The sequence below is a fragment of the Novosphingobium sp. 18050 genome (assembly GCF_902706195.1).
Lineage (GTDB): Bacteria > Pseudomonadota > Alphaproteobacteria > Sphingomonadales > Sphingomonadaceae > Novosphingobium.
The window spans coordinates 34622-51917 of sequence record NZ_CACSJO010000009.1; the positions used below are offsets into that span (position 1 = coordinate 34622).

Consider the following 17296-nt stretch of genomic DNA (forward strand, 5'->3'; position numbering starts at 1 on the left):
TTCGGAACTGGCCCCATGAGAGTGGACAAGCTCCTGTGGTTCCTGCGGCTCGTGAAGACCCGTCCGCTGGCCCAGGCAATGGCGGAAGATGGCCATATCCGCCTCAATGGCCGCCGGATCGACCGGGCTCATCAGAAGATCGGCACAGGCGACATATTGACGCTGCCGATAGCTACAGGTGTCCTGGTGATAGAAGTCCTTTCCCTGCCAGTCCGCCGCGGGCCTTCAAGCGAAGCGCTGGCCTGCTATAGAGTGCTTGACGGAAGGCCCGCTGATCTCATAGCAGCGCGCCAATCGAATGATGCCTGAAGGAAGGATTGCGCACTCATGACGTATGTCGTCACCGACGCCTGCATCAGGTGCAAGTACATGGACTGCGTGGAAGTCTGTCCCGTGGATTGCTTCTACGAGGGCGAGAACATGCTCGTCATCAATCCCAGCGAGTGCATCGACTGCGGTGTATGCGAGCCCGAGTGCCCGGCGGAAGCAATCCTGCCCGACACCGAGAGCGGCCTTGAGCAGTGGATGGAACTGAACGCCAAGTATTCGGCGGAATGGCCCAACCTCACTTCTAAAAAGGACGCGCCCGACGACGCGGACGAGATGAAGGACGTCGAAGGAAAGTTCGAAAAGTTCTTCTCGCCCGAGCCCGGCGAGGGCGACTGAGTTTTGCGATACCGTGGCCGGGTACTGACCCGGTCACGTTGAAATAGCGCGGTTTTCCGTGGAAAACGCGCCATTCTGGCCATGAACGGGCTGGCGCCGGGGCGGAAAACGAAATCGTTTTCGCGCCTCTGGCAATTTTACCAAATCGGTGCTATATAATCGTGCAACTGCCCGAGCCCTCTGCTCGTTCGGCAGGCATTCTTTATTGCGAGGCAGGGTTCGAAAGCAGACGGTTGGGAGAGTAATCTGACCGGGCGGTAGAGGCGTTCACGCGCCTCCGGAGTCGCATCCTTCCGGTTTTTCTCCCAGTTCGGAACAATCGGGAACCCTGCAGGTGAAAGGACGATACATGGCAACCAGGGCCGATGCCTTCGATGTTGGAGATTACGTCGTTTACCCTAAGCACGGCGTGGGTCGTGTCATCGAGCTGCAGAAGCAGGAAATTGCCGGGATGCAGCTCGAGCTTTACGTTTTAAGGTTCGAAAAAGAGCGTATGACGCTCCGTGTTCCTGTCAACAAAGTCGAATCGATCGGCATGCGCAAGCTGTCGTCGGACAAGACTCTGCGCGAAGCACTCGCTACGCTTACGGGTAAGCCCAAGGTAAAGCGCACCATGTGGTCGCGCCGTGCCCAGGAATACGAAGCCAAGATCAACTCCGGCGACCTCGTGTCGATCGCCGAGGTGACCCGCGACCTGTTCCGCGCCGACGATCAGCCCGAGCAGAGCTATTCGGAGCGCCAGATTTTCGAGGCCGCTTCGTCGCGCCTCGCCCGCGAACTCGCGGCGATGGAAAAGACGGACGAGCCGGCAGCACTCAAGAAGATCCTCTCGATCCTCAACGAGCACGCACCCAAGTACTACGACACACCTGAAACCGCCTGACCCGCGTTTCACGTGAAACAATTTGAGGCCGCTTCCGCAAGGAGGCGGCCTTTCACGTTTCAAGACAATAAATTTTTGCGGTGAGCCGTGCCCCGCTCACTCGATCATTGATTGCGCCGCCACGCACCTCGTGTGAACTTGCGGCCATGATCACCCGCCCTGCCCTCATCCTGGCAATCGCCGCCGTTCCACTGCTTTCCGGCTGCGTCCGCACCGTTGCAAGCGTGGTGACCGCGCCCGTCCGCGTCGCTGGCAAGGCCGTCGACTGGACCACCACCAGCCAATCCGAATCCGACGAAAAGCGCGGCCGCCAGTTGCGTAAGCAGGAGGAGGAACGCGGCAAGCTGGACCGTCAATACCAGAAGCATCTTCGCGAATGCCGGGCAGGTACGGAATCCTCCTGCGAAAAGGCCCGCGACGATTATTCGGATATCCAGGCGCTTAGCCCGGGCTCCTACCAGCAGCGCTGATATCCGCCAGATATGCCATCATTAGCAGATGTTACGTGCAGGTCTCAGAACTTACGCTGCCGCACGGCGCAGACGGTCGTTGATGGCAGCGCCGATATCACTGTCCGGGATCGGCGCGATCGCGATGCGGGGCTGCGGCGCTGCGGCCCCCTCGTGCAGCAGGGAATATAGTCGCGCCGCCGCCTCGATCAGATCACCGCTGGCCGACAACGTGGCATGCCCCGCCACAACGCCGAACCCGATATGGAACTCGTCCGTCTCTGCTGAAACGGCCCCGAGCCGCACCGGCTTTCCCGGCGCATAATGGCTGGCGAGTTGACCCGGTGCCTCGATTTCATGCGAGGTCACCGGCTCGCTCGGCACTCCCAGGATGGCTTCGATCCGCGCTTCGGTGATCGGACCCGGTCGCAGGACCTGCCACCGGCCATCCTCACGCAGCGCCACGATAGTCGACTCCAGCCCCGCTTCGCAGGCCCCGCCATCGACCACCGCGTCCACGTTCGCGCCCAGTGAGGCCACGACATGAGCAGCATCGGTCGGACTGACCCCGCCGCTGCGGTTGGCGGAAGGGCCGGCAAGAGCCAGCCCCGCCGCTTTGATCACCGCCCGCATGACCGGATGTGCCGGGCAGCGCAGCGCCAATGTCGGCAAGCCAGCCGTCACCGCCGGAGCAATCGCTGCACCCTCACGCAGGGGCAGAACCATCGTCAGCGCGCCCGGCCAGAATGCCGCAGCCAACCGCAAGGCACGCGCATCGAAGCGCGCCAGCCTCTGCGCGGCAGCAAGATCGGGAACATGAACAATCAGCGGATTGAAGCTCGGCCGCCCCTTGGCACGGTAGATCGCCGCAACCGAGGCATCCCGGTCCGCCCGCGCCATCAGCCCGTAGACGGTCTCGGAAGGCACCGCGACCAGCCTGCCGTCACGCAGGATGTCTGCCGCCGCCGAAATACCTTCCGGAGACGTATCGAGCATTACGGGTCGACTGGCGTGGTCCATGCCCCGCCGCTATAGCCGCGCGCGACGAATGCCAAGGAAAAGCGCGCAGATGACCACCGCAACACCCGAAGCCGCCCTGCTGACCCGGATCGCCGAAGCGCTCGAACGCCTCGCCCCGGAGAGCGCAGCGCAGACCGACTGGCTCGCCTACCCCGCCTACGTATGGACCGGAAGCACCGCACGCGGCGTCGAGCGCCTCGACGCCCCCGCCCTCATCCTGCTGCGCGGAATCGAGAACCAGAAGGACCGGGTGGTCACCAACGTGGAGCGCCTCGCCGCAGGCTACGCCGCGCACGACATGCTGCTCTGGGGCTCTCGCGGCATGGGCAAGTCGGCCCTTCTGCGCGCCGCCATCTGCGCCGCAGACACTGCTCATCCCGGACGCATCGCACTCGTCCAGGTGGCGCAGGAAGCTCTTTCCGGCGTCTCGGCCCTCTTCGCCGCCTTGGGCAAGGTGGACCGCAGCTTCCTCGTCTTCATCGACGATCTTGGGTTCGAGGAAGGCGATGGCTCGGGCCCGCGCGTGCTGCGATCCTGGCTCGAAGGCGGCGTCGAAGCTCGCCCGGCGAACGTGCGCCTTGCCGTAACTTCCAACCGCCGCGCGATCGTGGGCCGCTCGATGGCCGAACAGGACGACCCCATAAACCCGCGCGATATCGTCGACGAACGCCTCGCCCTGGCCGACCGTTTCGGGCTTTCTGTTGGCTTCCACAATTGCGACCAGGACGCCTACCTTGCGATCATCGGCGGCTATGCCGGCGAGTTCGGGCTGGAGTGGGAACAGAGCGACGCGCTGGAATGGTCACGCCGCCGCGGCGCGCGGTCTGGGCGTGTGGCGTGGCAATATGTGAATGAACTGGCCGGCCGGGCCGGGAAGACGATTTGAGCGGGTAGAAGCAAGGGAGCGAGCGCCCCGATACTGTCGCCAGTGCGCGCGCAGATTCGGTGCGCGCTCATTGCGATGTGCCTTGCGGCGAAGTCGCCTTCAATCCCCGCGGAGCGTCCACCGCGACTCTGGAAGTAGCACAGTCTGCGCCGCAAAAAGGTCTGCCCCCGAAGTGCGTGCAAAACGAAAATGCACGCACAACGACGACATTTAAGGGGTTTGGGGCAATGGCCCCAAGGTCTTCCCCTTCACCCCTTCACGGCAGCAACTTGTCCGCTTCCTTGCGGAACCCCCCGGTCATCTCCGGTGCCGCAGTGGGATCCTTGATCTCCTCAAGCGGCTTCATGTGTTCGGTAACCACCGGCTTGATCGCGGCCGACGGCTGCGCACCCGGAGCGCTCACGCGCCAGATGATGCCCGCCGTATCGTCGCTCACCAGCAGCGCGCCGCCCTTGTCCCAGGCTACCCAGGTCGGGCGGCCGTGCGTATCACCGTTGTCCTTGAGGAAGCCTGTCAGCACTGGCTGCGGCTTTACGTCCTTCGGATTGCCGTTCGCATCGAAGGGCACGAAGACCACGTCGTAGCCCGCTGCCGGGCGGCGGTTCCAAGAGCCGTGGCGGGCGATGAAGACGCCGTTCTCGTAGCCCTTGCCCATGCGGTTACCGCCATTCGCGAAGGTCAGGCCGAGCGCGGAAACGTGGGCGCCCATCGCGTATTCGGGCTTGCGGGTATATTCGAGCATGTATGTCTGCATCGGCCATTCGACGCGTTCGTCGAAGGTCGTCTTCCAATAGACCCAGGGCCAGCCGTACTGGGCCCCTACAGGCACGTTAGTAAGGTAATCGGGCACGAGGTCAGGGCCGAGCATATCGCGCTCCTGCACGGTCGCCCACAGCTCTCCGGTAGAGGGGTTCCAACCAAGACCGTTGGGGTTCCGCATGCCTGCGGCGAACTGGCGGCGGCGGGCGGTCTCAACGTCGATTTCCCAGATCATGGCGCGGCCGGCTTCGGCCTCCATGCCGTCATCGGCGATATTGGTTGCAGATCCCACCGCGACATAAAGGTGCTTGCCGTCTTCGCTCATGAGCAGGTTGCGCATCCAGTGGTTACCGGCGGGCGGCAGGTCCATCATCGTGCGCAGCGGCTTGCCTTCAAGCTTGGTCTGGCCCGGCGTGAAGGCGAATTCGAGCACCTTGTCGTGGTTGGCGATGTAGAGCTTGCCGTCCCGGTAAGCCATGCCGGAAGGCGAATGCATGTCAGCGGTACGGAAGGTTTCGCGGGTCTCGGCCTTGCCGTCGCCGTCGGTGTCGCGCAGCAGGACGATGCGATCGGGCGAAGGTTCGCCAGCGCCGACGCGGCCCATCATCATACCCATGATAGTGCCGACGAGGCCGCTAGGCTTGTTGCCTGCGGGAGCATTGGTTTCGGCCACCAGCACATCGCCGTTGGGCAACGTGAGCATCGTGCGCGGATGATCGAGCTGTTCGGCAAAGCGCGTGACGGCCAGCCCCTTGGCGGCCCTGGGCGCTTCTCCAGCGGCCCAGCCGACCGGCTTCGCCAGCGCAATGCTGGGAATCCACTGCTTGGCCGGCGCGACCAGCTGCGGATCCTTGCCGGCCGTCGCATCGCTGGGCAGGTCTGAACTGTTGGCGTGCAGGCCCCAATAGACCAGCCCGGCGGCGGCCAGGACGATCACGGTGGAGGCGATGGCGGTCTTCTTGAGGATCGAGTGCATGGCACCGGGATAAGGCCACGCCGCCTATGCGACAACAGAGAGTTGCGCTAACAGACCTCTATGTACGACTTTGCTGCTCAGACCGACCTCCCCAAGCCCGAACTCTACAGCAGCCTTGCCCGCGCCGCCGATGCGCTGGTGCAGGGTGAGCCCGACCCGGTAGCCAACATGGCGAACCTGGCGGCGACGATCTGGCAGTTCGTGCCCGACCTCAATTGGGCCGGATTCTACCGCGTGATCGACGGCGAGCTGGTGCTTGGCCCCTTCATCGGCAAGCCGGCCTGCATCCGCATTCCCATCGGCGCGGGCGTGTGCGGAACCGCCGCCGCGCTGGGATCGACCCAGGTGGTGCCGGACGTCCATGCCTTTCCCGGCCACATCGCCTGCGACGCCGACAGCCGCTCGGAGCTGGTCGTACCCGTCCTGCGCGATGGCCGGGTTATTGCGGTGATCGATCTCGACAGCCCCACCGCCGGCCGCTTCGACGACGAGGATGCCGCTGGCATGCAGCTTATCGCTCAGGTCGCTGCACTGGCGATCTGAGGGGCGCCCCCAGGCCTGCACCGATTCGGGACACTCGCCGGCGGGCGGTGCAAGATCCTTGGTCTTGTGCGCTTTAGGATGCTAAATTTCGCGTTAACTGACGGGACTTGCTGGTCCCCGCCACCGCGAAAGGGTTATCCCGATGCGTCTTCGTCTGCGTGTTACCGCCATTGCAGCAATCTCCCTCGCTGCCACCCCGGCTCTGGCCCAGCAAGCACCCACCTATCCCGGCGGGCCTTATCCGGGCGAGGTCTATGACGAAAGCGGCGCTTATCAGGCAGGCGCAGAGATTCCCCATTATGGCGGATATGAGCCTGCCGCGCGCGATGCCTGGCTTGTTGATTGCCGCCAGCGTCTTTCCTCGCGTGATTCTGGATTAGGCGGTGCGTTGATCGGCGGCGTAGTCGGCGGGTTTGCCGGCAACCGCATCGCCGGCCGCGGCAATCGCACGGTCGGCACGCTCGCCGGCGCAGCCGTCGGTGCAGCTGCAGGTACGGTGATCGACAAGGCGGAAGACACCGGCCGCAACGCCGATGAGTGCGCATCCTACCTCGACGATTACTACGCCCGCTACACCCAGACCGGAGGCCATCCCGGTTACGGCGGCGGCTATGCGCAGCAGGGCTATCACCCGGCTTATGGCTATTCGGAACAGGCACAGCCCTGCACCGAGACCATTGAATATGTCTACGAAGACGTTCCCATTCGCCCCGCCTACCGCGTGATCCCGAAACGCCCGAAGGCAATTGCGGACAAGCGCGTCAGAATCGTCACCGACAAGCGCATTCAAACGCAGTAAGTCGAAACGAATTAGGGGGCCGGCTTCTCGTAGGAAGCGACCCCCTGATTCATTGCCTCTACAGCCGAAGCAGCGTCAGATCGCGCCGCCGGTCAGCCGCTGACAGACCAGATCGAGCTGATCCAGCGTCGAGTAACGGATCGTCACTGTCCCTGAAGCCGGATCGGCATCTGCGCTGATCTTGACGGGCAGGCCGAGGAATTCCTCAAGGTGATTCTGCACCGCCATGATATCGGCATCCGCCGTCGCGTTACGAGCGGCCCGGGCGCGGCGCGGAGCCGTATCGCCGCGCTGCTTTTTACGCACCAGCTTCTCGATTTCGCGAACCGACATCTGCTTGGTCACAGCGGCTTCAGCGATATCCTCGGCATCGTCGCAGCCGATCAGCGCGCGGGCATGGCCCATCGAAAGCTGGTTCCGTTCAACGAGGGAGATCACTCCCTCGGGCAACGCCAGCAGGCGCTGGAAGTTGGCGACGTGGCTGCGGCTCTTGTCGACCATGCGGGCGATCTCGGCCTGGGTCATACCTTCCAGCTCGGACAACCGGTTGTAGGCGCGCGCTTCCTCGATCGGGTTAAGGTCCTCGCGCTGGAGGTTTTCGATCAGGGCCAGCGCCATGACCTCACGGTCGGTCAGTTCGCGCACCAGCGCCGGAATCTCGTGCAGCTGCGCCTTCTGCGCGGCGCGCCAACGACGCTCACCAGCGACGAGCTGGTAGCGGCCATTATCACGCGGGCGCACGATAATGGGCTGTATCACCCCGCGCTGTGCGATCGAGGCGGCCAGTTCCTCCAGCGCAGCTTCGTCGAAGATGCGACGCGGCTGCTGCGGATCGGGCGTGATGTCAGCGATCGAAAGGACTGCCAGCCCGCCGACCCGCAGCGGTGCCCTGCCCTCTCCGCCAACGTTACCGGCCACCGGTTCCTCGCGCCGGGTCTCGCCCAGCAGCGCTCCCAGGCCCCGGCCCAGGCCCTTCGGCTTCTGCTTGCCGGGACCGGCTGCTGCGCTCGCCGCGGCAGCATTGGTCGGCAGGCTGAAGCGGATGATGGGGTCGTCGTTCATGCCGCAATCCTCTTTTCGGGCAGTCTGGTAATCAGCTCACGGGCGAGCGCCATGTAGGCGCGGCTGCCGGCGCAGGCGTGATCGTAGATAAGGGCCGGAACGCCGTGGCTGGGCGCTTCCGACAGGCGCACGTTGCGCGGAATCGTGGTTTCGAAAACCAGCTTGCCCAGGACCGATCGCACGTCCTCCGAAACCTGTTCGGTCAGGCGATTACGGCGGTCGAACATGGTCAGGGCGATGCCGATGATGCCAAGATCCGGGTTGAAACGTTGCTGCACCCGCTCCACCGTCTGGAGCAGCTGGCTGAGCCCTTCAAGCGCGAAGAACTCACACTGTAGCGGCACCAGCAGAGTATCGGCGGCGGTGAGCGCATTGAGCGTCAGCAGGCCCAGCGACGGCGGGCAGTCAATCAGGCAGACGTCATAGCCCAACTCCGGCCCAAGCGTGCGCTGAAGGCGGTGGGCACGGTCCTCAGCGTTGACCAGCTCGATCTCGGCGCCGGAGAGATCCACCGTCGCCGGCAGCAGATCGAGGCCGGGAATCTTGGTGGGCATCACGCACTGCGATACCGGTACGCGGTCCACCAGCACGTCATAGCAGGAAGCTCCGCGTTCGGAGGCAGACACGCCGATGCCGGTGGATGCATTGCCCTGCGGGTCGATGTCGATCAGCAGCGTCTTCCAACCAGTGGCAGCGAATGCAGTCGCGACATTGATCGCGGTCGTCGTCTTTCCGACGCCGCCCTTTTGGTTGGCAATGGCAATGCGGATCACGCGGTCTTACCCTTCCCGCCGGCAAGTTTGCCGACAATGATGCCTGCCTGCGGATCCGTTAAGGACTGTTCCACGTGGAACACATGCCGCCAGTTGCGAAGGTCGTCCAATTCTTGCTTTGCCGACCGCCCTTTCGGCAACAGCCAGATCGTGTCACTTGTGGAAAATCGCGAAGATAACGCGAGCAATTTGTCCAAAGGCGCAAAAGCGCGCGCAGAGATGACACTGCACGGCTGCGATTCGACCAATTCGAGACGGCTGCCGACAATCCTTGCGCGCTCCAGCCCCATCTCGATTCGTGCATGCTCAAGCCACTCGATTCGCCGATTTCGCGATTCGACCATGATCACTTCCCATTCGGGACGCAGCGCCGCGACGACCAGGCCGGGAAATCCCGCGCCGGTGCCAAGGTCCATCCATGGCAGAGATGTTTCACGTGGAACATGCGGCAGCAGTTGTGCGCTGTCGACAATATGCCGAATCCATACCAGATCGAGGCTGGCGGCAGAGACCAGGTTCTGCCGCTGGTTCTCCTCAGCCAGCATCTCCACGAGCAGTGCCAGGCGCGCCATGGCAGCATCGTCGCATTCGGGAAGCCTACGTAACCAGTCGCGTGCTTCGTCTTCATTGGTGATCATGCAGCTTCCCTGCGGGCATGGACCAGCAGCGCGGCAAGCGCAGCCGGGGTAATGCCCGGAATGCGGCCAGCGGCCGCGAGTGTGGTTGGCCTTGCCCGGGTCAGCCGCTCGACCATCTCGCGCGAGAGGCCGGGGGTCCGGTCATAGGGAAATTCATCGCCAAGGGGCAGTGCCTCGCTCGCACGCAAGTCGCGCAGTTCCCGCTCCTGCCTTTCCAGGTAGGGCGCGTAAGCCGCGTCCTCGGCCATCTCCTCGACAAGAGCGGCATCCTCCAGCAGCGAAGGCGCGATCCAGGGTGAGAGCCCGGCCATGTCGACCCCGCCGAAGCGAAGCCATTCGCGCAGCGGCAGTCGCCCGGCATCGCTGCGCACCGGCAAGCCTGCCGCGGCCATCTCCGTCGCAGGGACGATCGCATCGAAAGCCTGCGACAATGCCTCCTGCGATTCCTCGCGCCGGACAAACCATTCGCGCCGGGCCGGCCCGGCGGCACCTGCCGCGATAGCCAGAGGGGTCAGCCGCGTCGTGGCGTTGTTGGCGCGAAGGCGCAGGCGATATTCGGCGCGGGCCGTGAGCATGCGGTACGGCTCGCTAACACCGTGCAACGTCAGATCGTCGATCATCACCGCCATGTAGCTGTTCGCCCGGTCGAGCGGCGGCGCCTCGCGTCCCATCACAGCAGCGGCAGCGTGAAGACCTGCCACCAGACCTTGCGCGGCGGCTTCCTCATATCCGGTGGTGCCGTTGATCTGGCCCGCGCAATATAGACCGGGAATGTCGCGCAGTTCCAGACTGGTGCGCAGCGCGCGCGGGTCGATGTGATCATACTCGACGGCATAACCCGGCACGGCCATCTCGACCGTCTCCAGCCCTTCCATGGTGCGCAGCATCGCCAGTTGCACATCCGCCGGCAACGAGGTGCTGATGCCGTTGGGATACACCAGGTGCGTGCTCAAGCCTTCCGGCTCGAGGAAGACCTGGTGCCCGTCGCGGTCGGCGAAGCGGTGGATTTTGTCTTCGATCGAAGGGCAGTAGCGCGGGCCCTGCGCACCGATCGCGCCAGAGAACAATGGCGAACGGTGGAGGTTCGCCCGGATGACTTCGTGGCTACGCTCATTGGTTCGGGTGATCGCGCAGAAGACCTGCGGCACGGTGCGGACCGACTCCATGGCCGACATCGTCCAGCTCTCACCGTCCGAGGGCTGCTCGCCAAGACGCGCCCAATCGATGGTGCGGCCATCGAGACGCGGCGGCGTGCCAGTTTTCAGTCGAGCCATCGGCAGTGCCGCTTCGCGCATCTGGGCAGCAAGGCGCTGCGCCGAATCCTCACCAATGCGGCCACCGACAAGACGCTCCTCGCCTCGGAACAGAGTGCCACCAAGGAAGGTGCCCGTACACAGGACGACTGCCCGCGCATCGAGCCGGGTGCCATCGGCGAGGTCGATTCCCACCGCTCTCCCTCCATCGAGGACCAGCCCCGCCGCCTCTCCGGCAATCAGTGTCAGGTCGCCCTGTTCGGGCAGCATTCGGTGGATCGCTGCCTTGAACAGCTTGCGATCAGCCTGGACACGCGGGCCCTGCACCGCGCTACCCTTCGAGCGATTGAGCATCCGGTAGTGGATCGCGGAAGCATCGGCAGCGCGGGCGATCAGGCCGTCAAACGCATCGACCTCGCGCACGAGGTGGCCTTTGCCCAGTCCGCCAATCGCCGGATTGCAGCTCATCGCCCCGACAGCGTCCAGATCGAAACTGACGAGCGCAACGCGCGCGCCCATGCGGGCAGCCACGGCTGCCGCTTCACAGCCGGCATGGCCGCCGCCAATCACGATCACGTCAAAGGAGTGCATATTTGCGCCTTTACCGCAGTGCGGGATTCGCGTCAAAGCGCGTATCGATGTTTCACGTGAAACATCGGCTTATTTTCCGATGCAGAAGCGTCCGAACAGCGTATCCAGCATGTCCTCGGTCGTCGCGCGGCCGACCAGAGCGTCAAACGATACCCGAACCCGCCGGAGGCACTCGGCCACCAAGAGAGGGTCACGCTCCGCCAATCCGACCCGTAACGAAGCCTCCGCTTCAGCCAGCAGGCCATGCTGACGCACATTGAGCGCAGCATCGCCCGGACGCGGCATCGCGTGACGCGCCGTCTCGACGAGATCGCGGCGCAATGCGTCGAGCCCCTCACCCGTCACCGCCGAAACGGCATGACGGGGACTAGCCTTGCCAGAACTACGGTCGACCTGGGCGGCGATTTCCCAACAACCATCCGGGCCATCGCCCTCGGTACCGAGCCAGAGGACAAGGTCGGCCCGGCCCAACGCAGCGCGTGCGCGGTCGATGCCGATGGCCTCGATCACGTCGGTTGTCTCATCACGAAGCCCGGCGGTGTCAGCGAAGAGAAATGGCACACCCTCGATCGCGACGGCGCGGGTCAGGACATCGCGCGTGGTCCCCGCAAGCGGAGCCGTGATCGCCGCCTCGTCCTCGACCAACGCATTGAACAGGGTGCTCTTGCCCGCATTGGGCGGACCGGCCAGCACCACCCGGTAGCCTTCGCGCAACGCTTCGGCGCGAGGGCGCGACAGCCACCCGGACAGCTCATCGGCCAGCGCGGCAATCCGCTGCGCGAAATCAGGCGGGAGATCGGAAACATCGTCCTCATCCCCGAAATCCAGCACGGCCTCTACAGCCGCCGATGACGTAAGGACCCGGCCGCGCCAGTCCTCCACCTGCTCTGAGAAAACACCGCCTGCCATCGCGATCGCGCTGCGCCGCTGCAGCTCAGTCTCGGCAGAGAGCAGATCGGCAAGCCCTTCCGCTTCGGAAAGGTCGATCTGACCATTGGCGAAAGCACGGCGGGTAAACTCACCCGGTTGTGCGCGGCGCATTCCCGGGAGATCGGACAGAGCTGCCTCCACCGCTGAGACGACTGCCCTGCCCCCGTGCAAATGCAGTTCTGCCAGATCCTCACCCGTCGCGGTGCGGGGCCCGGGGAACCACAGCACCAGCGCCCGGTCGAGCACTGTTCCACGTGGAACACGTAAGGTCCGGTAACTTGCACGGCGTGGCTTGGGCAGGCTTCCGGCAAGCGCAGACAGAGCCGCACCCGCGTGAGGTCCGCTCAGCCGGACAACGGCAATGGCAGCAGGCGGCGAACCGCTGGAGAGTGCGAAAATCGTATCGGTCATGGACAGGTCATAGAGCCGCTATGCAAAGCGGCCCAGCTGTGATCAGTCGACGCTCTTCTTGCCGGACTTGCCGGACCCGCTCATCGCCATGCCCATGCCGCTTTCCATCAGCTGCTGGAACATTTTGAGGCCGAACTGGCCCATCGGCGCGATCTGTTTGGTCAGTTCGTTGAGCTGGTCGAAGTTGCCGGCGCCCTGCATCGCCTTCGTCAGGGCGTCCACGTAGACATCGTTGGCCCGGGTGACATCGGGTAGACCGAGAAAACGCCGAGCTTCCTCAGGGGAGCATTCGACCTCGACATTAACCTTCATCCCGGCCTCCTCCCGCTGGATTTTCGCAGCATAGCTGACACATGCGCTTGGCAAAGTCCATTGCAACTGCCTAACTCCCGGCACGCGAAATCTGGAGAGTCCGATGACCACCAACACCGAAATCACCACACTCGACGGCGACGCCATGATCCCGGCCTACGTGGCCCGCCCCGAAGGCACCCCGCGCGGCGCGATCATCGTCCAGCAGGAAATCTTCGGCGTCGATGCAGGCATTCGCAAGAAGGCAGACGACTGGGCCGCCAAGGGTTACCTCGCTGTCGCCCCGGACAGCTTCTGGCGCCAGAAGCCGGGCATCGAACTCAGTCCCTATATCGAAGCGGAAATGCAGCAGGCACTGGGTCACATGATGGCCCACGATTTCGACCTGGGGATGCGCGATATCGAAGCAGTGATCCATTGGATCCGCCGCGAGGAATCCGTCGCGAAAGTCGGTTTCGTCGGTTTCTGCATGGGCGGCAAGATCGCCTACATGGCTGCCGCGCGTACCGATATCGACGCTTCGGTCGGCTATTACGGCGTGATGATCGACCAGATGCTGGGCGAGAAGCACGCGATCTCACGCCCGCTCATGCTGCACATTCCCACCGCCGACCACTTCGTCGATGCCGCTGCCCAGCAGGCCATGCATGATGGTCTCGACGACCATCCCCGCGTCACGCTCCATGACTATGCCGGCCTCGACCACGGCTTCGCCGCCGAGATCGGTGCCCGCCGCGACGAAGCCGGTGCCGCACTGGCGGACGGACGTACCGAAGCGTTCTTCGCCGAAAACATCGGCTGAAGGATCAGACGATGACCAGCGGATACCGGATGATCGTGCGCGCCCACGGCGGGCCCGAAGTGATCGAACGCGAAGACTTCACGGCGCCCTCACCCGGCGCCGGCGAAGTCCTGATCGAGACCGAAGCCGTCGGCCTCAACTTCATCGACACGTACTATCGCAAGGGCCTCTATCCCGATGCGTTGCCGATCAGCCTCGGCTCCGAAAGCGTCGGGCGAATCGTCGCTCTAGGTGAAGGCGTGGACACACTCGCCATCGGGATGCGCGTCGGCACCACGCAGAACGGCGGCGCCTATGCCACCCACCGCGTGATCCCCGCCGCCAAGGCCATGCGCATCCCCGAAGGCATCGCGCCCGAAATCGCCGCCGCCGTGATGCTCAAGGGCCTGACCGCCTGCTACCTTGCCGAAGACACCTTCCCGGCGAAGGCAGGCGAGGTTGCCCTCGTCCACTCAGCGGCAGGGGGCGTCGGCTCGCTGCTGGTGGCGTGGCTGCTCGACAAGGGTGTGACGGTGATCGCCCACTCCGGCTCACCGGAAAAGGCCGCACAGGTTCCCGGCAAACATTCGCTGTGCTGCTCGTTCGAGGACCTGCCCGCAGCGGTGCGGGAAATCACCGGCGGAGCCATGTGCCACGTCGCCTATGACGGCGTTGGTGCAGCGTCATGGGATGCTTCAGTGGCATGCCTGGCAAAGCGTGGGTTCATGGTGAGCTACGGCAATGCCTCCGGTGCGGTGCCGCCGATCACGGTGCTGGACCTGATGCGCGGGGGTTCGCTCTACGCAACCCGGCCCACGCTGGCGGACTACATCGCCACGCCGGAGATGCTGGCGACGAATGCGAAGAAGCTCTTCGACCGGATCGCCTCGGGAGTGCTCGATCCGAAGATCGGGCAGACGTTTGCCTTGTCAGATGCGGCCGAGGCGCACCGGGCGTTGGAAAGCCGGGGCACGACCGGGTCTACCGTATTGTTGCCCTGAGGAGATTGAAGGGGAAGACCTGGGGCCATTGCCCCAGACCCCTTTAATGGCGAGGTTACGCGTGCAGGTTCGGCAGCGCGCGGACTTTGAGCCGGAAGACATATAACCTCCGGCGGGGACGACGTATCAGAACACAACGCCCAGCACGCGCAGCGCGGACAGTCCCGGGGTCTGGGGCAATGGCCCCAGGTCTTCCCTTAACCGCAAAAAAAAGAAACGCCGACATTTCTGCCGGCGTTCCGTTTTGCGTCTATGCCGCCAGATCCAGCCTTACTGGTTCATGGTGGCGAAGAAGTCTTCGTTGCTCTTCGAGTCCTTCATCTTGTCGAGCAGGAACTCCATCGCATCGACGGTGCCCATCTGCATGAGGATGCGGCGAAGGACCCACATCTTCGAAAGCTGATCGCGGGGCACGAGCAGTTCTTCCTTGCGGGTGCCGGACTTGCCGACGTCCAACGCCGGGAAGATGCGCTTGTCCGAAACCTTGCGATCGAGGACGATTTCCGAGTTACCGGTGCCCTTGAATTCTTCGAAGATGACTTCGTCCATGCGGCTGCCGGTGTCGATCAACGCGGTTGCGATGATCGAGAGCGAGCCGCCTTCCTCGATGTTGCGTGCAGCACCGAAGAAGCGCTTGGGGCGCTGCAGGGCGTTCGCGTCGACACCGCCGGTCAGCACCTTGCCCGATGACGGCACAACGGTGTTGTACGCGCGGCCAAGGCGCGTGATCGAGTCCAGCAGGATCACCACGTCGCGCTTGTGTTCGACGAGGCGCTTGGCCTTTTCGATCACCATTTCGGCGACCTGTACGTGGCGCTGCGCGGGTTCGTCAAAGGTGGAGGAGATGACCTCGCCCTTCACGCTGCGCTGCATGTCGGTGACTTCCTCGGGACGCTCGTCGACGAGCAGGACGAGGAGGAACACCTCGGGGTGGTTGTCGGTGATGGCCTTGGCCATGTTCTGCAGCAGGACGGTCTTACCCGTGCGCGGCGGAGCGACGATCAGCGCGCGCTGGCCCTTGCCCTGCGGCGAGATGAGATCGATCACACGGGCCGACTTGTCCTTCACCGTGGGGTCGAGGCAGTCCAGCTTGAGGCGCTGATCAGGGTAAAGCGGCGTCAGGTTGTCGAAGTTGACGCGGTGGCGCACCACGTCAGGATCGTCGAAGTTGACGCTGATGAGCTTGGTGATGGCGAAATAGCGCTCGCCGTCGCGGGGTGCGCGGATTTCGCCTTCGACGGTATCGCCGGTGCGCAGGCCCCACTTACGGACCTGGTTGGGCGAAACGTAGATATCGTCCGGGCCGGCGAGATAGTTCGCCTCGGGGCTGCGCAGGAAGCCGAAGCCGTCCGTCAGCACTTCGATCGTGCCCTGTCCGATGATTTCCTCACCGTCCTCGGCCACTTCCTTGAGGATGGCGAACATGAGGTCCTGGCGGCGCAGGGTGGATGCGCCTTCGACGCCCAGTTCCTCTGCCATGCCGACAAGCTCGGCCGATGATTTTTTCTTGAGTTCTTTGAGATGCATTTCTTGATTCCGGATGGATTTGAAGTGTCGGCCGGCGGATCGAAGGGCTTGGGGAAAGCGGATCCGGGCACGCGAACGAGTGTCGCGTCCCTGTGCCGGAACGGGGACGAGATAATCGCTGCCCGCGCAGCGGTCAACGAATCAATCTGTCGAATGGTTCGTAAGCGGGGCAGATGGAGAAACGAGGATTGGGCCGGCCCCGCCGGAGCTTATTCGCCGCCTTCGTAGCGCCCCCGCCAGCCATCGAAGCGGGTGACGAGAGGGTCCAGTTGCAGATGGCAGCGCGCCTTGTCCGCCTGGTAGGTTTCCGGACCATAGCCCGGCGCGCGGAGGATTTTTTCCAGCTCCGCGCCGATATCCAGCTGCGGAGAACGGGATTCAATCCGGCCGAAGTAGTAGAGCGCGCCGGCATCGACCTTGCGCCGCTGGTCACCGTCAACCTTGCCGGCCGCAACCGAGAGATAGGCAAGGCACCGCAGATCGTCCTCGTCTGCCCTGGGAAGCCCTGTGAGAGCGACGGCGGCGGCAAGGAGGAGGATCATGGCTAGACTCCCGAAAGCGTTCTTAGAAGGGCTTAACTACCACCAGAATGACGATCACAGCCGCGGCAAGGCCCGGAATTTCGTTGAGCAGGCGCAGCTTCTTGCCGGTCAGCGGACGCTCACCCCTGGCCAGCTTCTTCGAATAGGCCACGAGCCAGCCGTGATAGCCCGAGAGACCGATCACGAATAGCAGTTTGGCGTGAAGCCAGCCCTCGCTCCAGGCTCCGATGGCGCTGGCGGTGAGCAGGCCCAGAACCCAGACGAGGATCATCGAGGGTGTCAGGATGATCTTGCGCAGCTTCGCCTCGCGGTCGATCCAGCGCAGTTCCTCGGCCGAGCCGGGTTCCGATTCCTGATGGTACACGAAATAGCGCGGCAGCATGAACAGCCCGGCCATCCAGAAAATCACGAAGATGACGTGACCGGCTTTCAGCCACAGATAGGTGGTGGACAAAATCTGCTCCATATTACCTCTTCTAGCGTGGCTGCGGCCG

The 17296-nt window shown here is 63.8% G+C and carries 20 protein-coding genes; 9 read left to right on the forward strand and 11 right to left on the reverse strand.

Going from position 1 to position 17296, the window contains the following annotated elements; translation table 11 throughout:
• Nucleotides 1–15: 15 nt before the first annotated feature.
• The 4 genes from GVL61_RS10820 (at nucleotide 16) to GVL61_RS10835 (ending at nucleotide 2019) form a co-directional block, all read left to right on the forward strand.
• On the forward strand, nucleotides 16–309 hold the full coding sequence (locus GVL61_RS10820) for an RNA-binding S4 domain-containing protein (RefSeq protein WP_159979820.1): 294 nt from the start codon (nucleotides 16–18) through the stop codon (nucleotides 307–309).
• An 18-nt stretch (nucleotides 310–327) separates the two neighbouring features.
• Nucleotides 328–666: a ferredoxin FdxA gene (fdxA, locus tag GVL61_RS10825; RefSeq protein WP_159979821.1), complete on the forward strand. Its 339-nt coding sequence runs from the start codon at nucleotides 328–330 to the stop codon at nucleotides 664–666.
• Between the two features lie 349 nt (nucleotides 667–1015).
• Nucleotides 1016–1549, forward strand: a complete 534-nt coding sequence (locus GVL61_RS10830; protein ID WP_043974307.1) for a CarD family transcriptional regulator — start codon at nucleotides 1016–1018, stop codon at nucleotides 1547–1549.
• A 146-nt stretch (nucleotides 1550–1695) separates the two neighbouring features.
• Nucleotides 1696–2019 (forward strand): hypothetical protein, encoded by a 324-nt coding sequence (locus GVL61_RS10835; RefSeq protein ID WP_159979823.1) that lies wholly within the window; start codon nucleotides 1696–1698, stop codon nucleotides 2017–2019.
• 51 nt (nucleotides 2020–2070) lie between these two features.
• Here GVL61_RS10835 and GVL61_RS10840 read toward each other — a convergent pair whose 3' ends face one another.
• The gene (locus GVL61_RS10840; RefSeq protein WP_159979825.1) at nucleotides 2071–3018 is read right to left on the reverse strand and encodes an L-threonylcarbamoyladenylate synthase; all 948 of its coding nucleotides are present in this window, start codon (nucleotides 3016–3018) and stop codon (nucleotides 2071–2073) included.
• Between the two features lie 49 nt (nucleotides 3019–3067).
• Between GVL61_RS10840 and GVL61_RS10845 the strand changes: the two genes are divergently transcribed.
• Nucleotides 3068–3904, forward strand: a complete 837-nt coding sequence (locus GVL61_RS10845; protein WP_159979827.1) for a DUF815 domain-containing protein — start codon at nucleotides 3068–3070, stop codon at nucleotides 3902–3904.
• Between the two features lie 256 nt (nucleotides 3905–4160).
• On the opposite strand, the gene GVL61_RS10850 is transcribed toward GVL61_RS10845, so the two are convergent.
• Entirely contained in the window at nucleotides 4161–5639 is a 1479-nt protein-coding gene (locus tag GVL61_RS10850; RefSeq protein WP_159979829.1) for a sorbosone dehydrogenase family protein, read from the reverse strand.
• A gap of 60 nt (nucleotides 5640–5699) precedes the next feature.
• On the opposite strand from GVL61_RS10850, the gene GVL61_RS10855 reads away from it, so the two are divergent.
• A complete protein-coding gene (locus GVL61_RS10855; protein WP_159979831.1) occupies nucleotides 5700–6182 on the forward strand; it encodes a GAF domain-containing protein in 483 nt (160 codons plus the stop codon).
• A gap of 142 nt (nucleotides 6183–6324) precedes the next feature.
• Entirely contained in the window at nucleotides 6325–6981 is a 657-nt protein-coding gene (locus GVL61_RS10860) for a glycine zipper 2TM domain-containing protein (RefSeq protein ID WP_159979833.1), read from the forward strand.
• 75 nt (nucleotides 6982–7056) lie between these two features.
• Here the strand turns inward: GVL61_RS10860 and GVL61_RS10865 are convergent, their stop codons facing one another.
• The 6 genes from GVL61_RS10865 to GVL61_RS10890 all read right to left on the reverse strand — a co-directional run bounded on the left by GVL61_RS10865 (nucleotide 7057) and on the right by GVL61_RS10890 (nucleotide 12951).
• Nucleotides 7057–8043, reverse strand: a complete 987-nt coding sequence (locus GVL61_RS10865) for a ParB/RepB/Spo0J family partition protein (protein ID WP_159979835.1) — start codon at nucleotides 8041–8043, stop codon at nucleotides 7057–7059.
• Complete coding sequence (locus GVL61_RS10870; protein WP_043974285.1) at nucleotides 8040–8816, reverse strand: ParA family protein; 777 nt, start codon at nucleotides 8814–8816, stop codon at nucleotides 8040–8042. Before GVL61_RS10870 ends, GVL61_RS10865 begins: the two co-directional genes overlap by 4 nt.
• Nucleotides 8813–9454: a 16S rRNA (guanine(527)-N(7))-methyltransferase RsmG gene (gene rsmG / locus GVL61_RS10875; protein ID WP_159979837.1), complete on the reverse strand. Its 642-nt coding sequence runs from the start codon at nucleotides 9452–9454 to the stop codon at nucleotides 8813–8815. Before rsmG ends, GVL61_RS10870 begins: the two co-directional genes overlap by 4 nt.
• Nucleotides 9451–11298 carry a tRNA uridine-5-carboxymethylaminomethyl(34) synthesis enzyme MnmG gene (mnmG, locus tag GVL61_RS10880; protein WP_159979839.1) on the reverse strand — a complete coding sequence of 616 codons (1848 nt, stop codon included), beginning with the start codon at nucleotides 11296–11298 and terminating at the stop codon, nucleotides 9451–9453. Before mnmG ends, rsmG begins: the two co-directional genes overlap by 4 nt.
• Before the next feature lie 69 nt (nucleotides 11299–11367).
• Nucleotides 11368–12639 carry a tRNA uridine-5-carboxymethylaminomethyl(34) synthesis GTPase MnmE gene (gene mnmE, locus GVL61_RS10885; protein ID WP_159979841.1) on the reverse strand — a complete coding sequence of 424 codons (1272 nt, stop codon included), beginning with the start codon at nucleotides 12637–12639 and terminating at the stop codon, nucleotides 11368–11370.
• 42 nt (nucleotides 12640–12681) lie between these two features.
• On the reverse strand, nucleotides 12682–12951 hold the full coding sequence (locus GVL61_RS10890; RefSeq protein ID WP_159979843.1) for a DUF6489 family protein: 270 nt from the start codon (nucleotides 12949–12951) through the stop codon (nucleotides 12682–12684).
• A gap of 103 nt (nucleotides 12952–13054) precedes the next feature.
• On the opposite strand from GVL61_RS10890, the gene GVL61_RS10895 reads away from it, so the two are divergent.
• Entirely contained in the window at nucleotides 13055–13753 is a 699-nt protein-coding gene (locus tag GVL61_RS10895) for a dienelactone hydrolase family protein (protein ID WP_159979845.1), read from the forward strand.
• Nucleotides 13754–13764: 11 nt separating this feature from the next.
• On the forward strand, nucleotides 13765–14733 hold the full coding sequence (locus GVL61_RS10900) for a quinone oxidoreductase (protein WP_159979847.1): 969 nt from the start codon (nucleotides 13765–13767) through the stop codon (nucleotides 14731–14733).
• Between the two features lie 270 nt (nucleotides 14734–15003).
• Here GVL61_RS10900 and rho read toward each other — a convergent pair whose 3' ends face one another.
• From rho to GVL61_RS10915, 3 genes are all read right to left on the reverse strand, one after another.
• Complete coding sequence (gene rho, locus GVL61_RS10905) at nucleotides 15004–16260, reverse strand: transcription termination factor Rho (RefSeq protein ID WP_159979849.1); 1257 nt, start codon at nucleotides 16258–16260, stop codon at nucleotides 15004–15006.
• 209 nt (nucleotides 16261–16469) lie between these two features.
• The gene (locus tag GVL61_RS10910) at nucleotides 16470–16802 is read right to left on the reverse strand and encodes a hypothetical protein (RefSeq protein ID WP_159979851.1); all 333 of its coding nucleotides are present in this window, start codon (nucleotides 16800–16802) and stop codon (nucleotides 16470–16472) included.
• A 22-nt stretch (nucleotides 16803–16824) separates the two neighbouring features.
• The gene (locus GVL61_RS10915; RefSeq protein WP_159979853.1) at nucleotides 16825–17268 is read right to left on the reverse strand and encodes a CopD family protein; all 444 of its coding nucleotides are present in this window, start codon (nucleotides 17266–17268) and stop codon (nucleotides 16825–16827) included.
• Nucleotides 17269–17296 lie beyond the last annotated feature (28 nt).

Bases quoted from the DNA above. Each gene is read 5' to 3' on its own strand.
- GVL61_RS10890 (WP_159979843.1), bottom strand. From the start codon at position 12,951: ATGAAGGTTAATGTCGAGGTCGAATGCTCCCCTGAGGAAGCTCGGCGT.
- GVL61_RS10830 (WP_043974307.1), top strand. From the start codon at position 1,016: ATGGCAACCAGGGCCGATGCCTTCGATGTTGGAGATTACGTCGTTTAC.
- GVL61_RS10840 (WP_159979825.1), bottom strand. From the start codon at position 3,018: ATGGACCACGCCAGTCGACCCGTAATGCTCGATACGTCTCCGGAAGGT.
- GVL61_RS10845 (WP_159979827.1), top strand. From the start codon at position 3,068: ATGACCACCGCAACACCCGAAGCCGCCCTGCTGACCCGGATCGCCGAA.
- GVL61_RS10850 (WP_159979829.1), bottom strand. From the start codon at position 5,639: ATGCACTCGATCCTCAAGAAGACCGCCATCGCCTCCACCGTGATCGTC.
- rho (WP_159979849.1), bottom strand. From the start codon at position 16,260: ATGCATCTCAAAGAACTCAAGAAAAAATCATCGGCCGAGCTTGTCGGC.
- GVL61_RS10865 (WP_159979835.1), bottom strand. From the start codon at position 8,043: ATGAACGACGACCCCATCATCCGCTTCAGCCTGCCGACCAATGCTGCC.
- fdxA (WP_159979821.1), top strand. From the start codon at position 328: ATGACGTATGTCGTCACCGACGCCTGCATCAGGTGCAAGTACATGGAC.
- GVL61_RS10835 (WP_159979823.1), top strand. From the start codon at position 1,696: ATGATCACCCGCCCTGCCCTCATCCTGGCAATCGCCGCCGTTCCACTG.
- mnmE (WP_159979841.1), bottom strand. From the start codon at position 12,639: ATGACCGATACGATTTTCGCACTCTCCAGCGGTTCGCCGCCTGCTGCC.
- GVL61_RS10915 (WP_159979853.1), bottom strand. From the start codon at position 17,268: ATGGAGCAGATTTTGTCCACCACCTATCTGTGGCTGAAAGCCGGTCAC.
- GVL61_RS10855 (WP_159979831.1), top strand. From the start codon at position 5,700: ATGTACGACTTTGCTGCTCAGACCGACCTCCCCAAGCCCGAACTCTAC.
- rsmG (WP_159979837.1), bottom strand. From the start codon at position 9,454: ATGATCACCAATGAAGACGAAGCACGCGACTGGTTACGTAGGCTTCCC.
- GVL61_RS10820 (WP_159979820.1), top strand. From the start codon at position 16: ATGAGAGTGGACAAGCTCCTGTGGTTCCTGCGGCTCGTGAAGACCCGT.
- mnmG (WP_159979839.1), bottom strand. From the start codon at position 11,298: ATGCACTCCTTTGACGTGATCGTGATTGGCGGCGGCCATGCCGGCTGT.
- GVL61_RS10910 (WP_159979851.1), bottom strand. From the start codon at position 16,802: ATGATCCTCCTCCTTGCCGCCGCCGTCGCTCTCACAGGGCTTCCCAGG.
- GVL61_RS10860 (WP_159979833.1), top strand. From the start codon at position 6,325: ATGCGTCTTCGTCTGCGTGTTACCGCCATTGCAGCAATCTCCCTCGCT.
- GVL61_RS10900 (WP_159979847.1), top strand. From the start codon at position 13,765: ATGACCAGCGGATACCGGATGATCGTGCGCGCCCACGGCGGGCCCGAA.
- GVL61_RS10895 (WP_159979845.1), top strand. From the start codon at position 13,055: ATGACCACCAACACCGAAATCACCACACTCGACGGCGACGCCATGATC.